The sequence below is a fragment of the Clostridium sp. OF09-36 genome, from assembly GCF_003481985.1.
Lineage (GTDB): Bacteria > Bacillota > Clostridia > Lachnospirales > Lachnospiraceae > Brotaphodocola.
In genome coordinates this window covers 135,345-152,754 of record NZ_QUMD01000004.1, presented here as the reverse complement: position 1 = coordinate 152,754, position 17,410 = coordinate 135,345, and the positions used below count along the sequence as shown (strand labels likewise).

General features: G+C 47.7%; 17 protein-coding genes and 2 pseudogenes. 2 read left to right on the top strand and 17 right to left on the bottom strand.

Annotated elements, in window-relative coordinates; translation table 11 throughout:
• Positions 1–4: 4 nt before the first annotated feature.
• From DXA97_RS05150 to DXA97_RS05110, 9 genes and pseudogenes are all read right to left on the bottom strand, one after another.
• Positions 5–879 (bottom strand): annotated as a pseudogene (locus tag DXA97_RS05150) (energy-coupling factor transporter ATPase).
• Positions 880–1,008: 129 nt separating this feature from the next.
• Entirely contained in the window at positions 1,009–1,584 is a 576-nt protein-coding gene (locus DXA97_RS05145) for a TIGR01440 family protein (protein WP_243107563.1), read from the bottom strand.
• Positions 1,585–1,878: 294 nt separating this feature from the next.
• A complete protein-coding gene (locus DXA97_RS05140; RefSeq protein ID WP_118718818.1) occupies positions 1,879–2,550 on the bottom strand; it encodes a GntR family transcriptional regulator in 672 nt (223 codons plus the stop codon).
• 19 nt (positions 2,551–2,569) lie between these two features.
• On the bottom strand, positions 2,570–3,988 hold the full coding sequence (locus DXA97_RS05135; protein ID WP_118718817.1) for a Sapep family Mn(2+)-dependent dipeptidase: 1,419 nt from the start codon (positions 3,986–3,988) through the stop codon (positions 2,570–2,572).
• Between the two features lie 14 nt (positions 3,989–4,002).
• Positions 4,003–4,977, bottom strand: a complete 975-nt coding sequence (locus DXA97_RS05130) for an oligopeptide/dipeptide ABC transporter ATP-binding protein (protein WP_118718816.1) — start codon at positions 4,975–4,977, stop codon at positions 4,003–4,005.
• On the bottom strand, positions 4,964–5,962 hold the full coding sequence (locus DXA97_RS05125) for an ABC transporter ATP-binding protein (RefSeq protein ID WP_118718815.1): 999 nt from the start codon (positions 5,960–5,962) through the stop codon (positions 4,964–4,966). The genes DXA97_RS05130 and DXA97_RS05125 overlap by 14 nt, the downstream gene beginning before the upstream one ends.
• Positions 5,963–6,000: 38 nt before the next feature.
• Positions 6,001–7,665, bottom strand: a complete 1,665-nt coding sequence (locus tag DXA97_RS05120; protein ID WP_118718814.1) for a peptide ABC transporter substrate-binding protein — start codon at positions 7,663–7,665, stop codon at positions 6,001–6,003.
• Between the two features lie 312 nt (positions 7,666–7,977).
• Positions 7,978–8,562: an ABC transporter permease gene (locus tag DXA97_RS05115; RefSeq protein WP_347561469.1), complete on the bottom strand. Its 585-nt coding sequence runs from the start codon at positions 8,560–8,562 to the stop codon at positions 7,978–7,980.
• A gap of 10 nt (positions 8,563–8,572) precedes the next feature.
• Entirely contained in the window at positions 8,573–9,526 is a 954-nt protein-coding gene (locus DXA97_RS05110) for an ABC transporter permease (protein ID WP_118718813.1), read from the bottom strand.
• 262 nt (positions 9,527–9,788) lie between these two features.
• On the opposite strand from DXA97_RS05110, the gene DXA97_RS21930 reads away from it, so the two are divergent.
• Both DXA97_RS21930 and pepT read left to right on the top strand, forming a co-directional pair.
• A complete protein-coding gene (locus tag DXA97_RS21930; protein ID WP_347561468.1) occupies positions 9,789–10,172 on the top strand; it encodes a hypothetical protein in 384 nt (127 codons plus the stop codon).
• Positions 10,136–11,005, top strand: a complete 870-nt coding sequence (gene pepT / locus DXA97_RS05100) for a peptidase T (protein ID WP_347561474.1) — start codon at positions 10,136–10,138, stop codon at positions 11,003–11,005. The genes DXA97_RS21930 and pepT overlap by 37 nt, the downstream gene beginning before the upstream one ends.
• Positions 11,006–11,109: 104 nt before the next feature.
• Here the strand turns inward: pepT and DXA97_RS05095 are convergent, their stop codons facing one another.
• The 8 genes and pseudogenes from DXA97_RS05095 to rpmJ form a co-directional block, all read right to left on the bottom strand.
• Positions 11,110–12,075: a uroporphyrinogen decarboxylase family protein gene (locus DXA97_RS05095; protein ID WP_118718811.1), complete on the bottom strand. Its 966-nt coding sequence runs from the start codon at positions 12,073–12,075 to the stop codon at positions 11,110–11,112.
• 260 nt (positions 12,076–12,335) lie between these two features.
• Positions 12,336–13,565 carry an N-acetylmuramoyl-L-alanine amidase family protein gene (locus DXA97_RS05090; protein ID WP_182436799.1) on the bottom strand — a complete coding sequence of 410 codons (1,230 nt, stop codon included), beginning with the start codon at positions 13,563–13,565 and terminating at the stop codon, positions 12,336–12,338.
• 300 nt (positions 13,566–13,865) lie between these two features.
• Positions 13,866–14,401, bottom strand: a pseudogene (locus DXA97_RS05085) (L17 family ribosomal protein).
• Positions 14,402–14,612: 211 nt separating this feature from the next.
• Positions 14,613–15,572, bottom strand: a complete 960-nt coding sequence (locus tag DXA97_RS05080) for a DNA-directed RNA polymerase subunit alpha (RefSeq protein ID WP_118540152.1) — start codon at positions 15,570–15,572, stop codon at positions 14,613–14,615.
• A 53-nt stretch (positions 15,573–15,625) separates the two neighbouring features.
• Entirely contained in the window at positions 15,626–16,219 is a 594-nt protein-coding gene (gene rpsD, locus DXA97_RS05075) for a 30S ribosomal protein S4 (RefSeq protein ID WP_118718809.1), read from the bottom strand.
• Positions 16,220–16,235: 16 nt separating this feature from the next.
• Entirely contained in the window at positions 16,236–16,637 is a 402-nt protein-coding gene (rpsK, locus tag DXA97_RS05070; protein WP_118533414.1) for a 30S ribosomal protein S11, read from the bottom strand.
• Between the two features lie 87 nt (positions 16,638–16,724).
• Entirely contained in the window at positions 16,725–17,093 is a 369-nt protein-coding gene (rpsM, locus tag DXA97_RS05065) for a 30S ribosomal protein S13 (protein WP_118540154.1), read from the bottom strand.
• A gap of 31 nt (positions 17,094–17,124) precedes the next feature.
• Positions 17,125–17,238: a 50S ribosomal protein L36 gene (gene rpmJ / locus DXA97_RS05060; protein WP_003497809.1), complete on the bottom strand. Its 114-nt coding sequence runs from the start codon at positions 17,236–17,238 to the stop codon at positions 17,125–17,127.
• Positions 17,239–17,410 lie beyond the last annotated feature (172 nt).

Below are 17,410 nucleotides of genomic sequence, written 5' to 3'. Positions count from 1 at the left end.
CCTTTTATTTTACCTCTGGAAATTTTTCGTGGAAAATGGGAAGAAGCTTCTCCATCAGCTCATCCATCGTCAGGATTCCATCCGGAAGGTTTACGCCTGCCTGCTTCAGCTCATAGGCAAGCTCCGTCACCTGCGGAACATCCAGACGATATTCCTTCAGTTCCTTTACCCTGGAAAAGATTTCCCGCGGTGTTCCGTCCATCACTAGCTTTCCGTCATCCATAACAATAACACGGTCCGCATCAATGACTTCTTCCATATAATGTGTAATCAGAAGAACCGTGATCTTCTCCTGACGGTTCAGCTCATGAAGGGTCGCGATGACTTCCCTGCGACCATTCGGATCCAGCATGGCAGTCGGCTCATCCAGGATGATGCACTGCGGACGCATAGCCATGACACCGGCAATAGCCACACGCTGCTTCTGACCGCCGGACAGTTTGTTTGGTGATTTTAAACGGTACGCAGTCATGCCGACTGCCTCCAGGCTCTGGTCTACCCTGCGCCAGATCTCGTCGGTCGGCACTCCCAGATTCTCCGGTCCAAATCCCACATCCTCTTCCACAATGTTGCCAATGATCTGGTTATCCGGGTTCTGGAATACCATGCCTGCAGTCTTTCGGATATCCAGATATGAGCATCGTCCGCTGTATTCATGCCGGAAATCCAGACAGTGCCGTCTGTCGGAAGCAGAATGCCGTTCACCTGTTTGGCAAAGGTAGACTTTCCGGAGCCGTTGTGCCCCAGAATAGCCACAAAATCTCCCTGGTTAATGTCCAGAGTCAGATCATCGATCGCACGCTTTACTTCTTCCACATGGTCATCTTCATCCCGGCGGATATAATCATATATTAATTTTGAAGCTTTTATGATACCCATAAACAAATGCTTCCTTTCCTGTGTATCTCTGTATACATTGTCGTTGTTTCATTTTAAGCGAAATTATACACAGCGTCAAGAAAAAATCCATCTGTTATCCACATTGATCTGCAATAGATGCAATTCTTCTTATAACAGATTTTCGTCGTATACGGCTCTTGCACCACCGGTGAACTTCAGTCTTGTTCTGGCACAGATCACCCGGGCTGCTCCGATCTGACGCCGCTCAATCCGTACCGGAACCGCCACTTCTTGTAAATGCATGCCGATATCCATTCCGGCTGCTGCCCGGATATGCTCCACTGCTGCCGGATGCGTAAAGCTGTGATACGCAGCTGTCGCAAAAGAACCTCCGGCCTTCGGCTGCGGAACCACATTGACCTGCTCATAGCCATAACGTTCTGCTGCTTCCTCTTCCAGGATCAGTGCCCGGTTCAGATGCTCACAGCACTGGGCAGCCAGAAATACCTCCGCTTCCTTAGCTGCCTGGTATATACCGTCAAAAAGTGCCTGACCCAGTTCCGGACTGGAGAAGCTTCCGATCCGCTCACCGGCAACTTCGCTGGTAGAACATCCCACCACCAGAATGCTTCCTTTCTTCGGATGCGCTGCCGTAAGAAGCTGTGAGGCTGCCTCATAAGCCTCCTGCCGAATCTGCATCAGTTCCTGTGTCTCTGCCTTTCTGTCAGACAATCCGTTCCCCATTCTCTGTCTCCTCCATTCTTTCAAATACTGCCTTTCATTATACGCCTTCTTTTCCAAAAGAAAAAGAGAAAAGATGACTGACAAAAGAGGCTGCCGCAAAATGGAATCTGGTACGTTTCCATTTCATGACAGCCTCTCTCTTTTCTCCATTTACTGTAACTGTTCAGTACCCTCACAGTTACGAGCAAAAATCCATTGAAAATTGCCTTCGGCAATAGGATTTTTGCCTGCAAGCCCATGTTTTCGTACGGTCAGCGCAGTGAATGCGCAGACCTACTGAACAGTTACCATTTACTACAAATTAAAAGTTCTCGCGTAATTTGGACAGATGATGTCCAGAAAGGATGCAATATCCTTTTTTAAAGCCTGCTCTGCCTGGTCAAATCTGCCTTCCTCCATGCACCGGATAATGCAAAGATGGCCTTCGACATCCACATTCCAGGACCGGTTATCCCGCTGGTCCCAGAAACGCTGTGCATATGCACGAGTCAGAAATCCGGTACTGCTCTCCACCATATGGTAACAGTAATCGTTGCCGCTGTAGGAAATGAGCTTCAGGTGGAACTTCATGTTGTTTTCCCAGTGCTTCAATGCCGGAAGCTCATCTGTCCCATTCCACCAGCATTCCTTCATGGTGAACTCCTTCAGTTCCGCAATATCTTCCGGGGTAAACGTCGGAGCATAAACCCGGAAGCAACCGGTTTCGATCAAAATTCGGAAATCCACGACATCGAGGATCTCCTTCTCATTGATCCGTACCACCTCGTAGCCGTAGCGCGGATGGCTGATCAGAACTCCCTCTTTACAAAGTTCGATCAGGGCATCCCGAATCGGAGATTTGCTCACTCCGTACTTGGCAATCAGCTGCTTCTCCGTAATAATTTCGTTCTGTTTGTAAATTCCCTGAATGATATCACTCAAAACAGCTTCATAAATCTCGGCCTTCAAAGATGGCTTTCCACTCATACCGTTTTCTTACCCTTCCCTACATCATTTTATCAAGCTCCAATAACGCAATTATATATGTTTTCAGGCCATTTAGCAACATCTTCAGCGGAACACATTCATCCGGCTGGTGTCCCTGTCCATGACCGCTCTCAAACGGATTGACTGCGTCCGGTACGCCCGGTCCAAAACCGACTGCTACCGGAAGCTTGCGGGAATATGTTCCTCCGCCCATGGTATAAGGCTCGTAATGCTTTCCAAGGACATCATCACAGATATCGCATAACAGCGGAATGTACGGCCGGTCGATTGGCTGGTAAGCCGGTCTGGAAAGCTCCGTTACCCTGAACGAGAAGCCTTTCTTCTCACTGCATGCCCCAAAGCGGCGGCTGACCTCCTCGCCATCTGCCGTAACCGGGTAGCGGACATCAAAAAGAATCTTCATATTTCCGGCTTCCATGCGTACTACGCTTCCGACAGCGGTAAGCTTTCCGGACGCTTCATCCTCAAAGGAGATATCTGCTCCTGCTCCATAAAAGTCAGAAGTCAGCTCTGCCAGGCCTTTCACTGCATCTGCGCAGCTTCCCTGAAGCAGGGTGGTGCCGGATAATGCTGCTGCCAGAACCTGAACCGCATTCACAGCTCCCTCCGGGAATGCTGCATGTCTGGAAATTCCGCTTGCCGTGATCCGCACATGCGGACCATCTGCCTCTGCCGTAAGTGCTTCCTGATCTCCAAGCTGACGTTTTACCTCTTCCAGGGATACATCGGAAAGCAGCACTTCTGCCTTGGATGGAATTACGTTCACAACGCTTCCGGCATGAAAATCGATCAGATTTCCGTCTGTCCGGAAGTTCAGTTCTGCGCGCAGCAGACCTTTTTCTCCATAGCAGATCGGGAAATTGGTATCGGTGACCAGGCACAGATCCGGAATCTGCTGCGTCTTGCAGAAATACTCGATATCCTTCATACCTGTTTCTTCCGACAATCCAAAATAAATCATGACATCATTTTTTAATTCTATTTTATGTTCTTTTAAATAGCGCAGTGCATAAAGCGCACAGATGGCCGGACCCTTGTTATCCCCTACACCGCGTCCGATCAGAAAACCGTCCTTTAAGGTGCAGCCCAGCGGCGGATACTGCCATCCGTCTCCAAGCGGAACAACATCCAGGTGAGCAAACATTCCGATTCGCTTCGGATGCTCACCGGTACCCGGTACCACACAGCTGCCGCAGTGATATTCATGATTTACTACCGTAAATCCATATCCTCCGGCAATCTCTGTTGCTTTATCCAGTACGTTCTTACATTCTTCTCCAAATGGCCATGGCCCGTCGTTCTCTACCGATATACTCGGTATCGCAACCAGTTTCGCCAGGTCCCTTACAAAATCATTCTGATTCGCCTCAATCCACTGATCGATGCTCTGCTTTAAAGCTTCGTCTGGTTTGTACATTCTGCGCTCCTCCTTTAAGTTAGATGACATGCTACCATATGTCCGTTACCTACATCATGTAATGCAGGACACTCGGTCTTGCAGCGTTCTGTAGCGTACTTACATCTGGTGTGGAAATAGCAACCAGACGGCGGATTCAGAGGACTCGGAACATCCCCTGTCAGAATTTCCCGTTTCATTTTATTATCCACATCCGGAATCGGGATTGCGGAAAGCAGCGCTTTCGTGTACGGATGCTGTGGATTGTTATAAAGCTCATTTTTCTCTGCGATCTCTACGATCCGGCCCAGGTACATCACGGCAATTCGGTCGGAAATGTACTTTACAACGCTCAGATCGTGGGAAATAAACATATAGGTTAAATGCTTTTTCTTCTTTAATTCCTGAATCAGATTCAGTACCTGCGCACGTACTGACACATCCAGTGCAGATACCGGCTCATCACAGACAACGAATTCCGGATTTAAGACCAGAGCACGCGCGATGACGATTCTCTGTCTCTGTCCGCCGGAGAACTCGTGCGGGTAGCGGTTCATCATATTTTCCGGCATGCCTACCAGTTCCATGATCTCTTTGACTCTCTGGACTCTCTCCTCCATGGTTCCGATCCCGAAGGCCTCAAGCGGGGCCATGATCAGCTCGAGAACGGTCATACGCGGATTCAGGGATGCGTACGGATCCTGGAAGATCAGCTGCATCTTGCGCCGCATCTGGCGCATCTGCTCCTTGTTCAGTTTGGTGATATCCTCACCACGGTACAACACATTTCCAGCCGTCGGTCTGATCAGCTGGAGGATACAGCGGCCCAGTGTGGACTTGCCGCACCCGGACTCACCTACAACGCCGATGGTCTCGCCTTCATAGATGGTCAGATCTACAGAATCCACTGCATGGACAATCTTTAACGGCTTTCCAGTCAGGCTCTTTGATGTTACGAATTCTTTTTTTACTTTTTGAACTTCCAGTAATACCTTCTTATCCTCTGACATCATCCTGACCTCCTTCCGGTGCGTACTTCCAGCAGCGTACCTGTCTTCCATTTACATCGTAAAGCCCCGGCTCCTGCTCCCTGCATCGTTTGTCTGCTTCCGGACATCTGGTGCAGAAACGGCATCCCTTCGGCATCTCGGACAAATCCGGAACTGATCCCGGAATGTTGAACAGCGGATCATCGGAACTCTGGTCCAGACGCGGAATGGATTTTAACAGACCGCGGGTATACGGATGGAGCGGATCTTTGAAAATACTTCTTACGTCTCCGTATTCCATCTCTTTTCCTGCATACATGACCATGACATCATCTGCCATCTCTGCCACAACACCCATATCATGGGTGATCAGCATCAGAGACTTATTCTCCTTTTCCTTCAGCTCCCTCATCAATTCAAGGATCTGGGCCTGGATCGTCACGTCAAGGGCTGTCGTCGGCTCATCTGCAATGAACAGTGATGCATTGCAGGACAGTGCCATGGCAATCATGACACGCTGACGCATACCGCCGGATAACTGGTGCGGAAACTCTTTCAGGCGCTGAGCCGGGGAAGGGATGCCGACTTTCGTCAGCATCTCCTCAGCTCTCGCCCAAGCCTCTTTTTTATCCATCTTACTGTGCGCGGTAATGGTTTCTACCAGCTGCTTACCGATCGTCATAACTGGGTTTAAGCCTGTCATGGAATCCTGGAAGATCATCGCTATCTCATTTCCACGGATCTGACGCATCTCCTTTTCTGACAGCTTTGCCAGATCGCGGCCTTCGAACAGAATCTCTCCAGATGCGATTTTTCCTGTCTGCTTGGGAATCAGCCGCAGGATCGACATACTTGTAACGGATTTTCCACACCCGGATTCACCCACGATTCCAAGTGTTTCTCCTCTCTTTACATGAAAGGATACTCCGTCTACCGCTGTCACGGTTCCATTCTTACCTGAAAACTGAGTAACGAGTTTTTTTACTTCAATTAAATTCTCTGACATTCCAATACCTCGCTTTTCGTATGGTATTTAACAGATGCTTATTTATTTACTTTCCATTCCCATACATTCTTGTTGATGTTGTAATCGATTGCGCCTTCGCGTACATTCTCAAGCTTCTCGTTATATGCAAACAGATCGTTGGTGTGATACAGAAATGCCATCGGCATCTGTTTAAATAACTCTTCCTGATACTGATCGTAGATCTTCTTACGTGCCTCGAAGGTGATTTCCTTTGCACCGGACTCACCGATCTGGCCCAGGGTCGGATCAGATAACTGTGCAAAGTTGTTCATGTAACCTGCAGTTACGTTCGGTACAGACTCAGACGGATCAACGGAACCTGCAGAACCGATGAAGCACAGATCATAGTCACCGTTTCTTGCGTTGGTAAGCAGGGTCGGGAAGTCTAAGGTCTGGATCTTGGTCTTGATGCCGATCTTCTGTAAATCCTGCTGAATCAGGATCGCAGATTTCTCACGAACTTCGTTACCGGTAGATACCAGTACCTGCAGCTCACGGTTGCTGTCCCAGCCAGCAGCCTCCAGCATGGATTTTGCTTTCTCCGGATCATACTCGATCGGCAGCAGCTTCTCATCAAAGTACGGATGATCCTCAGCCAGAGGTCCGATTGCGATACGTGCCTCACCCTGCAGTAGCTGGTCAACGATAACCTGACGGTTGATTGCAAGGCTGATTGCGTGACGGACATCCTCGGTCAGATAATCTCTGGCGGTGTTCATTGCCATGTACTGATATGCAAAGGTCGGTACAGATTTCGTAACGATACCCTGTGTATTCTTAGCTGTTTCCCAGTCTGCTAACGGGATCTGGCTGTTGGCGGACAGAACGTCGATGTCGCCGCTCATTAAGCCGGATAACAGGTTAGAGGACTGTACCTTCTTGAATACCAGACGGTCAAAATCCGGAGCGCCAAGATAGTAGTCTTTGTTTGCCTTGAACTCAATGGATACGCCAGACTCCATGCTGTCGAAGATACATGGGCCGGAGCCAATCGGTTTCTGCCAGAATGCGTCGTTTACCAGATCTGCGTCAGAAATGCTATCCAGCAGATGCTTCGGCATAATAAAGAAGTCACGGTTAACCAGTGCGTAAATGATAGCTGGATCCATCGGGTCCTTTAAGGTAAACTCTACGGTATGATCATCCAGTGCTGCTACCTCGATGCTGTCGGTGCTGGTCTCACAGCCGGTCTCATCGGTTCCTGCAAAGTACTTCATACGGATTCTGCGCAGATAGTTGTACTCGGAAGAAGATGCAACCTGTGCGGAGTAAACAACATCCTCTGCGGTTACCGGTTCTCCATCCTGCCATTTTGCATTCTCATTCAGATGGTACGTGATCTTATCCTGAGCCTCGTTGGTCTCCCAGCTGTCTGCAAGACGCGGCCCAAAGGTACCATCGGTGTTGATGACCATCAGATGGTCAAACATCAGCTCGATTACGTTATCCGCGCCTGCATTGGTGGTGTTCATCGGCATGAACGTATCCCAGTCACCGGTCTGTGCCATGGTAATGACCTTCTCGCCGCCTGTGCTTCCTGCCTCTGCTGCCGCGCTGGTTTCCGCAGAATTACCTGCAGCCGCGGTTGTCTGGCTTGAGCTGCTGGATCCACCGCCGCATGCGGTAAGGAGCATTGCTCCGGCCAAAGATGCAGCAACCACTTTTAACATGTTTCTCTTCATAATATTCCTCCTTTTATTTATTTCTTTTTTATTTTGGTTTTGGCATCCAGGGCATCCCGGATTCCATCTCCTATGAAGTTAATACTGGATACGGTGAGCACCAGTAAGATTCCCGGCGGTACCCACAGCCACGGTCTTGAGGAAAGTACGGTGATGGACTGTGCCGCGTACAGGATATTTCCCCAGGATGCTTCCGGCGCTGAACACCCATACCCAAAAAGCTCAGTGCAGACTCCTGAATGATCGCCTGCGCTGTACGGAATGTAAAGTTGATCAGGATCGGAGCAAATGCGTTCGGAATCACGTATTTGATCAGCAGCGGGATATCTTTAGTTCCGACTGCTTGGCAGATTCCACATACTCTTTTTCTCTGACCGACAGCACATTGCCATAGATCAGTTTTGCGAAATCGGTCCAGCCCAGAATACCGATGACCAGGGTAACCGTCCATACAGAAGGTCCGATAACGGATACCAGCACCAGAATCAGGATCATGGACGGGAAGGACATGAAGATATCTGCGGTTCTCATAACGATGGTTTCCCAGATACCTTTATAGTAACCGGCGATCAGACCCAGCGGTACACCGATGCAAAGACTGATGATCGCGGAAAGCAGTCCCACCAGAAGGGAGATCCGGCCTCCGTAAACCAGTCGTGCAAATACGTCACGGCCGGTATCATCGGTTCCTAAAATGTGTCCCGCTCCCGGCTTTGCGCTGAACGCGAGAATATCTGACGTATACGGATCCAGCTTCATGATCATAGGAAGCACAATGACCAGGATCACTTCCAGCAAAATGACCGCAACACCGATCATGGCCAGCTTGTGCGCTGTAAACTTCCGGAGCACGTCACGATAGTATGAATCTTTTTTTTCAACTGTTTTTGTGGACATTTCTCTCCTCCTAACGGCTCTCTCTTATCTTTGGATCCAGTAAGCTGTAAGCAATATCCGTCAGGACGTTGCCAATCAGGACTGCTGCAGCAATCACAACGGTGATTCCCATGATCATTGGGTAATCTCTGGCGTTGATGGACTGGACCATCAGGCTGCCAAGTCCCGGCCAGCTGAATACCTGCTCTGCCACGACCGCGCCGCCGAACATGAACGGGATCATGGTACTCAATACGGTAACAACCGGAATCAAGGAGTTTCGCAAACCGTGAACGATCACGACTCTCGGCTCAATCAGGCCCTTTGCACGGGCAGTGCGGATGTAATCCTCATTGAAGACTTCCATCATGCTTCCTCGTGTCTGGCGGAGAATGCTTCCGATATTAAAAATAGTTAATACCAGACAGGGTAGAATCAAATGATGCGCCGCCGATGCCGCGGTATGGATACCTGCGTCATACATACCGCCCATAGGAAGGACACCCAGCCTTACCGCAAATATGTAGATCATAACCAGACCTGTAAAGAAGGTCGGGGTAGAAGCACCTACAAAAGCCAGTCCGGAAGAAATATAATCCCATGCGGAGTAAGGCTTGTATGCTGACATGATACCAAGCGGTACCGCGATCAGCACAGATAATGCTGTAGAGGAAAGGGTGAGAATCAGAGTCGGTCCCAGTTTTTCCAGAACCTGTCCGAGAACCGGCAGGCTGTTCCGGTATGAGATTCCCAGATTTCCGTGAAGCATGGATACCAGCCAGCGGAAATACTGAATGATGGCTGGGTCATTGAGACCCATCTGCTCTTTTAAGGCCTCCATACTTTCCTTTGTTGCCATTGGATCCGCCATCAGCATTTCCAGTGGACTGCCCGGTGCAAGCAATGAAATTAAATACACCAGGACTGTAATTCCGAAAAATGTTGGAATTGCTACTAATAACCGCTTGATGGTATATTTTAGCATGCGTCTATCGACCTCCGTATTTTCCTGATCATTCCCAAAACCTGTTTTCCGAGTCTCAAGAATATCATTGTTATATTACTGATAATATCACCAATATCTAATTTGTCAATAGTAAAGGGTTTAAAAACATGTTTTTTGTCGAATTCGACTATTTTCTTATTTTTTTCTATACACATCTACCAATCTTTCCATTTTGCCAGGGCCAATCTTGACGAACCTTCCGAAACATGATAAATGTATTTTGACAAGGAGGAAATCAATCATGAATGTAAGTGAAAGATTTTTAAATTATGTACAGTACGGCACCCAGTCTGACATTACCAGCTCCACCGTACCTTCCACCAAAGGACAGCTAGTTCTGGCTGCCCGGCTGGCAGATGAGCTGAAAGCTCTCGGTATTACTGACGCCCACACCGATGAAAACGGCTATGTATACGGCCATATTCCGGCTGCAAAGGGCTGCACCGGCGCCTGTCTGGCACTCATTGCGCATATGGACACTGCCATGGACATGTCCGGTGACAATATCAAACCACGCATCATCCGCAATTATGACGGAAATGACATCGTCCTCAATGAAGAGAAGCACATTGTCACCGCTGTTTCCGTATTTCCGAATCTGAAACATTCGTTGGCCAGGATCTGATCGTCACCGATGGCACTACCCTGCTTGGTGCAGACGACAAAGCCGGCGTGGCAGAGATCATGACTCTGGCAGAATTTCTGATGCAGAACCCGGATTATCCGCATCCGCCTGTCTCCATCCTGTTCACTCCGGATGAAGAAATCGGCCGCGGACCAGACCACGTAAACCTCGAAGAGGTCGGCGCTGCCTATGGCTATACCATCGACGGCGGCCTGATCGGTGAGTTTTCCTATGAAAACTTCAATGCCGCTTCTGCAGTTGTTACGATTCACGGAGTCACTGCCCATACCGGCTATGCCAAAGGAATCCTGAAAAATGCCATTCAGATCGCCATGGAATATCAGGCACTGCTTCCGGCATATGAAACTCCGGCATGCACAGAGAACCGGGAAGGCTTCTATCATCTGGACAAGCTTCAGGGACGAACCGAAACCGCCGTCATGAACTACCTGATCCGCGACCATGACGAGGCACTGTTCCGGCATCGTCAGCAGATCATGCAGGAGGCAGTCGATTTCATCAACAAAAAATATGGTGCCGGCACTGCAGAGATCACCATCACTGAAACCTACCGAAACATGTATGAGCAGGTCAAAGGCCACGAGAAGCTTATCTCCAATGTCATGACTGCCATGGAGCACTGCGGTATCACCCCGATCGTCACTCCGATCCGCGGCGGCACAGATGGCGCGCGTCTTTCTTATCATGGACTCCCATGTCCCAACATCTGTACCGGAGGTCAGAATGGCCACGGACGCCATGAATTTGTATCCATTCAGTCCATGGAAGCTATCACCGAAATGCTGAAGGAGCTTGTAAAACTTTTTGCCTGAGATATTTCCTATCATATAAAAAAGAACCCACACAGAGTCATGAATACTCACATCTGTGTGGGTTCTTTTCTTACATACTTATTATATAGGTAAATAGGATTTTATCAACTATTTCTCGCAGCAAGCACTGCGGCCTTTACCTTATCCAAATCCTGTTCTGTTGCCAATGTACAGTCTGCGCCAAGGATCAGGCCTTTTCTTCCGTACTCACGAATCACTTTCTTTACCTCAGCCTCAACCTCTTCTTTGGTTCCATCAACCAGAACTCCGTGACGGTTCGGCAGTCCGCCCATAATGGTTTTGCCCTGGAAGAGCTCTTTTCCTTTTTCCAGATCAAACGGTGCCTCAAATACGCCCCAGTTCACAACATCTGCATACGGAGCATAATCTCTGTAGCGCTCCATATTCAGGTGATCCTTACAGATGTGCAGGAAGCAGTATCCGCCTGCCTCTTTGATAGCCTTCATAACCTGGATATCAAACGGTTTGATCCATTTTGCGAACTCTTCGTCCGTAAAGAACTCATATTCGCCGCCAAGGGATGCATAATAAACAGAATCCAGACCAGCCTCGATGTAAGCCTTTGCCAACAGGCACAGCACATCGGTAATGCGCTGCATAGCGGAAAGCATCTTCTTCTCATCCCATCTGAGGAAATCAACCTGCATCTGTCTTGCTGCATAATAATTGATGCCAGCCTGCTCAATCGGATGAATGCCGGATGCACAGATGCCATGGAGAGTACCCATGGTAAATACATCCTTATCACAGCCCGCCAGGATCTGCCTGGTCAGTTCCATCTGCTTTTTCATGAACTCGTCTTCCATGGTCATAACAGGAATCAGACGGTCATAATCGTCCGGAGTATGGATGGTTCCGAATACCGGTACCAGATTCTCATTCATGATCTTACAGATATCCGCATCTGTATCCCGAAAGAAATCCAGATGTGCCTTCACACATGCCTCTCCCTGCTTCTTGTCTGCCGGGAAATGAAGAGAAAAGCTGGACGGAACACCGTCGATCTCTCGCTGCTCGATTGCTGCAATTACACGCTCTTTTTTCGTCATGTCATTACTCCTTTTCTTTCTTAATGCTAAGCTTAATATATCACTGATATTATCAGCGTGCAATCCATTTTCTGTTTTTTTCTGTTTTCCACATATTTTTCGTTCCGATTTGTACAAGTTTCACAAATGAAAAGGAATGTGCTTGGCACATTCTCGCGGAGCGTTTTTATATGATAGTACGCAATTTCCTATCATACAAAAAAGGGACTGCTGGAAAAAGGAGTTTTTAATGCTCCTTTTTCCGGCAGTCCTATCTTGTTTTAGTGTACCCAGATTCCCTGCTGATTCACATAAAAGGTATCGATGGTAGTGTTCACTGCCTTGTTGCCCTGTCCCGGATAGAAATAATACCAGTTGCCATCTACCTGGTACCAGCCTTCAACCATGTAACCAACACCGTCCAGATAATAGGTCTTGCCATCGCGGTTCATCCAATGGCCGCATACCAGACAGCCATAGTACTGATCCTGTGTCTCATTCATGTAGCACCAGCGGCCATTCCAGGAAAGCCAGCCTGTTATCATAGCTCCGCTTCCATCCAGGTAATACATCTGACCGTTGCGTACCTGCCAGCCGGTCAGCATTCTTCCGCTTGCGTCAAACAGATACCAGCGCCCGCCTACTTCTGCCCAGCCATTCTTCACATAGCTGCCGTCCGGATAGTAGTAATACCAGGTATTGCCGTACTTGCGCCAGCCTGCGTTCGTATTGCCGGAGGTGCCGCTGTCATTACGGCCACTGCCATCTGATACATCTTCCTTTGCCAGATAGATCTCATCGGACTCTACCCACTCACTGCTCTTGCCGTAATCATCCTGTTTGGATGTCTTGGCGATGGTGCGCACGCGGAACTTATAGGTGCCTGCCTGAGTCATGTATGGATAGAAGTTATATGTTTTGCCGGTAGTCTCTACCGTGTGGATCTTGGAAGAGCCCTTACGCAGCTCTACCTCATACTGACCGGTTCCGCCATTATCCGGTTCTTCCCACTTTGCGGTTCCCTTGGCATTGTCCTTCCAGTACGCATCCTCCGGTGCCTCAAAGGTACCTTTGATCGGTTTCAACTTTGCCTTGATGACCAAATCCCCGCTGCTCTTGCTGGCACTGACAAACTCAGCGCCCTTGACAGTTACGTTGCTGGAACGGTAGGTTCCCTTAAACGCATAATCTGAATCAGTCACTTCCAGGCGGATTTTCAGTTCCGGCTGATATCCCACACTGATTTCTTTAGAAGAAGATGTTGTCCAGTCTGCCTCTTTGATCTGGTAACGGTCAGTAGATCCGGAGATGGCAATACCGCCGCCCGGTGCAGTGGTACTGTCAATGTCAATGGAAGCATCTCCAATCCGATCTCCAACCTCCAGGTCTGTGTAAATCTGCAGCTTTACACTGGAAATTGTTTTTTCAGCCGCATAGGCTGTTGTCATACCTGCTGTGCCTGTACACAGAGCCAGGATCAGTCCCCATACTGCAAACCTTCTCTTTGTCATGCTCATCCCTCACTCTCTTATTTTCAAAATAAATATTGTTTTCTTTTGTAATTTCATTATAAGTGAAAGAAGATGTCCGGTCAACTTACATATTTCTTACTGATTTTCCGCATTTTTGCCATAAACCTGAATATTTTAAACAAATTATTAAGTTTTTTAACGCATGAAAAAAGAATGTGCCTTGGCACATTCTCGCGGAGCGTTTTTATATGATAGGACGCAATTTCCTATCATATAAAAAAGCTCCCGAAGAACAAATCTCCGGGAGCCATAAGCTCATAAAATTATATGATTATACGATTAAACAAGCTCTAACAGCACTTCCATAGCGCCGTCGCCCTTACGCTGGCCGATCTTAACGATACGGGTGTAACCACCGTTACGGGAAACGTACTTCGGAGCAACCTCATCAAAGAGTTTTGCCGGGATATCTACGGACTTGGTGTTTTTCTTCTTACCAGCAGCTGCGGTCGGAACCTCAGTTACATCGTAGAGAACTTTGAGCATCTGACGACGAGCATGAAGTCTGGACGGCTTATCTTTCTTGATTTCCTTCTGAACTTCATCATAAACGGTAACTTTCTTGCCGTTTACTACTTCTTTGACTCTCTTACCCTCAGCGTCCTTTTTAGCAACCTTAGCGGTAACAGTAACGGTCTCGAAGTTGTCTTTCTCTTTCACAGCCAGTGCGATCAGACCCTCAGCAACTTTGCGGATCTCTTTTGCTCTAGCCTCAGTAGTTTTGATGCTCCATGATACAGCAGTGCAGTTACCTGGCTGCGGATCATTGCTTTTCTCTGGCTGGAAGTTCTTCCAAGCTTTCTATAACCTGCCATTTTATTTTCCTCCATATAATGTGGAGTGCAGTCCCGTGCCCTTTGGTCTTACCGGACCACAGCTTCCAATTTTCATAATGTAGCGGCTCTCTGCCTGATGGACTTACGGAGCCGCCACTCTTTCAGTTTCTAATTGTCGAATTGTTCCTCGCTGACAGGGGAAACTCAAACTCCGTTTCACTTCATTCGAGTATCACCCAAGTTCGTCATTTTACTCCTCACTTGGATTCAGCTGCAGACCTAATTCTTTTAACTTCGCCAGAACCTCCTCGAGGGACTTTCTGCCGAGGTTACGAACCTTCATCATATCCTCCGGAGTTCTGTTGCACAGTTCCTCCACAGTATTGATGCCGGCTCTCTTTAAGCAGTTGTAGGAACGAACAGACAGTTCCAGTTCATCGATGTTCATCTCGAGAACTTTCTCTTTCTCATTGTCCTCTTTCTCTACCATGATCTCAGCGGTCTTGGCATTCTCAGAAAGGTCAATGAACAGATTTAAGTGCTCGCTCAGAACTTTCGCTGCAAGGCTTACAGCCTCGTCTGGAGCTAAGGTTCCATTGGTATACACGTCTAAGGTCAGCTTATCGTAATCGGTAACCTGTCCAACACGGGTATTCTGAATGGACATGTTGACACGCTCAACCGGTGTATAGATGGAATCCACCGCGATCACACCAACTGGCATATCTTCTGTCTTATTCTTGTCTGCGCTCACATAGCCACGGCCTTTGGTGATAGTAAGCTCCATGTAGAACTTACTGTCTGCGCCGCCGCTTAAGTGTGCGATCACCTGATCCGGATTCATGATCTCGATGTCCGGGTCAGCCTGGATATCAGCTGCAGTAATGACACCCTCACCCTCGAACTCGATGTAAGCGGTCTTTACTTCGTTGCTATCGCTGTTGTTCTTAATAGATAAGCTCTTGATGTTCATGATGATCTCAGTTACATCTTCCTTAACACCCGGAATAGAACTGAACTCATGCAAAACGCCGTCGATTTTCACCTGGCTGACAGCTGCACCCGGCAGAGAAGAAAGCATGATTCTTCTCAGGGAGTTACCCAGCGTTGTGCCATAGCCTCTCTCAAGTGGTTCAACTACAAACTTGCCATATTTCTTATCATCAGAAATCTCAACAATCTCAATGTTTGGTTTCTCAAAATCGAACACGACTCTAGCCCCTCCTTTTGGGTTCTTCTATCGAGGGAAATTGGTACTCTTAATTATTTGGAGTACAACTCGACGATAAGCATCTCGTTTACCGGAACATCAATCTCATCTCTGGTCGGCAGCTCTTTAACAGTACCGCGCAGATTCTCCTGGTCAACATCCAGCCAAGCCGGAACCAGACGTCCTGCAGTTACCTCAAGAGCATCTTTGTATCTCTGAGAAGATTTAGCCTTCTCTTTTACTTCGATCACGTCACCAGCTTTTACCAGGTAGGACGGAATATTTACGCACTTGCCGTTTACCAGGATGTGCTTGTGATCTACGATCTGTCTGGTCTCACGTCTGGTGCGGCCGAATCCCATACGGAATACAACGTTGTCCAGTCTGCGCTCCAGAAGGATCATCATGTTCTCACCAGTCTGGCCTTCCATTTTCTCAGCCTTGGTGTAGTAGTTACGGAACGGTTTCTCTAATACGCCATAGATGAATTTCGCTTTCTGCTTCTCACGTAACTGGAGACCATACTCACTTACTTTTCTGTTAGCTCTTTTTAATTCTCTGTTTGATTTTTTGTCAATTCCTAAATAGATCGGATCTAAACCAAGAGATCTGCATCTTTTAAGAACAGGAACTCTATCTACTGCCACTTTTAGTACCTCCTAATTAGACTCTTCTACGTTTTGGCGGGCGACATCCGTTATGTGGAACCGGAGTTACGTCCTTAATGCTAGTTACTTCAATACCGCATGCGGAAAGCGCACGAATTGCTGCTTCACGGCCTGAACCAGGTCCTTTAACCATAACATCTACAGATTTTAAACCATGTACTAAAGCTGCTTTTGCGGCAGTTTCTGCAGCCATCTGAGCTGCATATGGAGTAGATTTCCTTGAACCTCTAAATCCCAGACCACCGGCACTTGCCCAGGACAACGCGTTACCCTGTGCATCGGTTAAGGTAACGATGGTGTTGTTAAAAGAAGACTGGATATGTGCCTGTCCGCGTTCAACGTTTTTCTTTACGCGCTTTTTTGTCACTTTTTTTGCAGTGGACACTTTTTTAGCCATTTTAAACTAACCTACTTTCTTGAATTTCCGAATCTTGTTCCTGTTTTTAAAACATGCAACGTGATTCTACATAATGTTACGAATTACTTATTTCTTCTTGTTTGCAACAGTCTTACGAGGACCTTTGCGGGTTCTTGCATTGGTTTTGGTCTTCTGACCACGAACCGGCAGACCTTTTCTATGACGGATTCCGCGATAGCAGCCAATCTCCTGCAGTCTCTTGATGTTCATAGCGATCTCTCTGCGAAGATCACCCTCAACAGTCTGGGTCTCAGCAATAACAGCTGCCAGCTTCTTTACTTCGTCATCGGTCAGATCCTTAACACGAGTGTCAGGATTAACGCCAGCCTCAGCAAGGATACGGTTTGCACTTGTTCTACCGATTCCGTAGATGTAAGTCAGACCGATTTCAACACGTTTTTCTCTTGGTAAATCAACACCTGAAATACGAGCCATTTGCGTCGTAACCTCCTATAACTTTTTGTTTTTAACCTTGTCTCTGTTTGTGCTTAGGATTTTCACAGATTACTCTGATACTGCCTTTGCGTTTGATGATTTTGCACTTTTCGCAAATCGGTTTTACTGATGATCTCACCTTCACGGCAATTCTCCTTTCTACAGTTGCATATATCTGTCCAGATATATTGGTACAGCCGGGCTGGTTTTAGACAAACTTCACCCAGCATCTCAACAAAGTCGCCATGATATTATAACATCATGGTTTCTTTTATGCAAGTGTTTTTACAAATATTTTTTACTATTTTTTATTTATA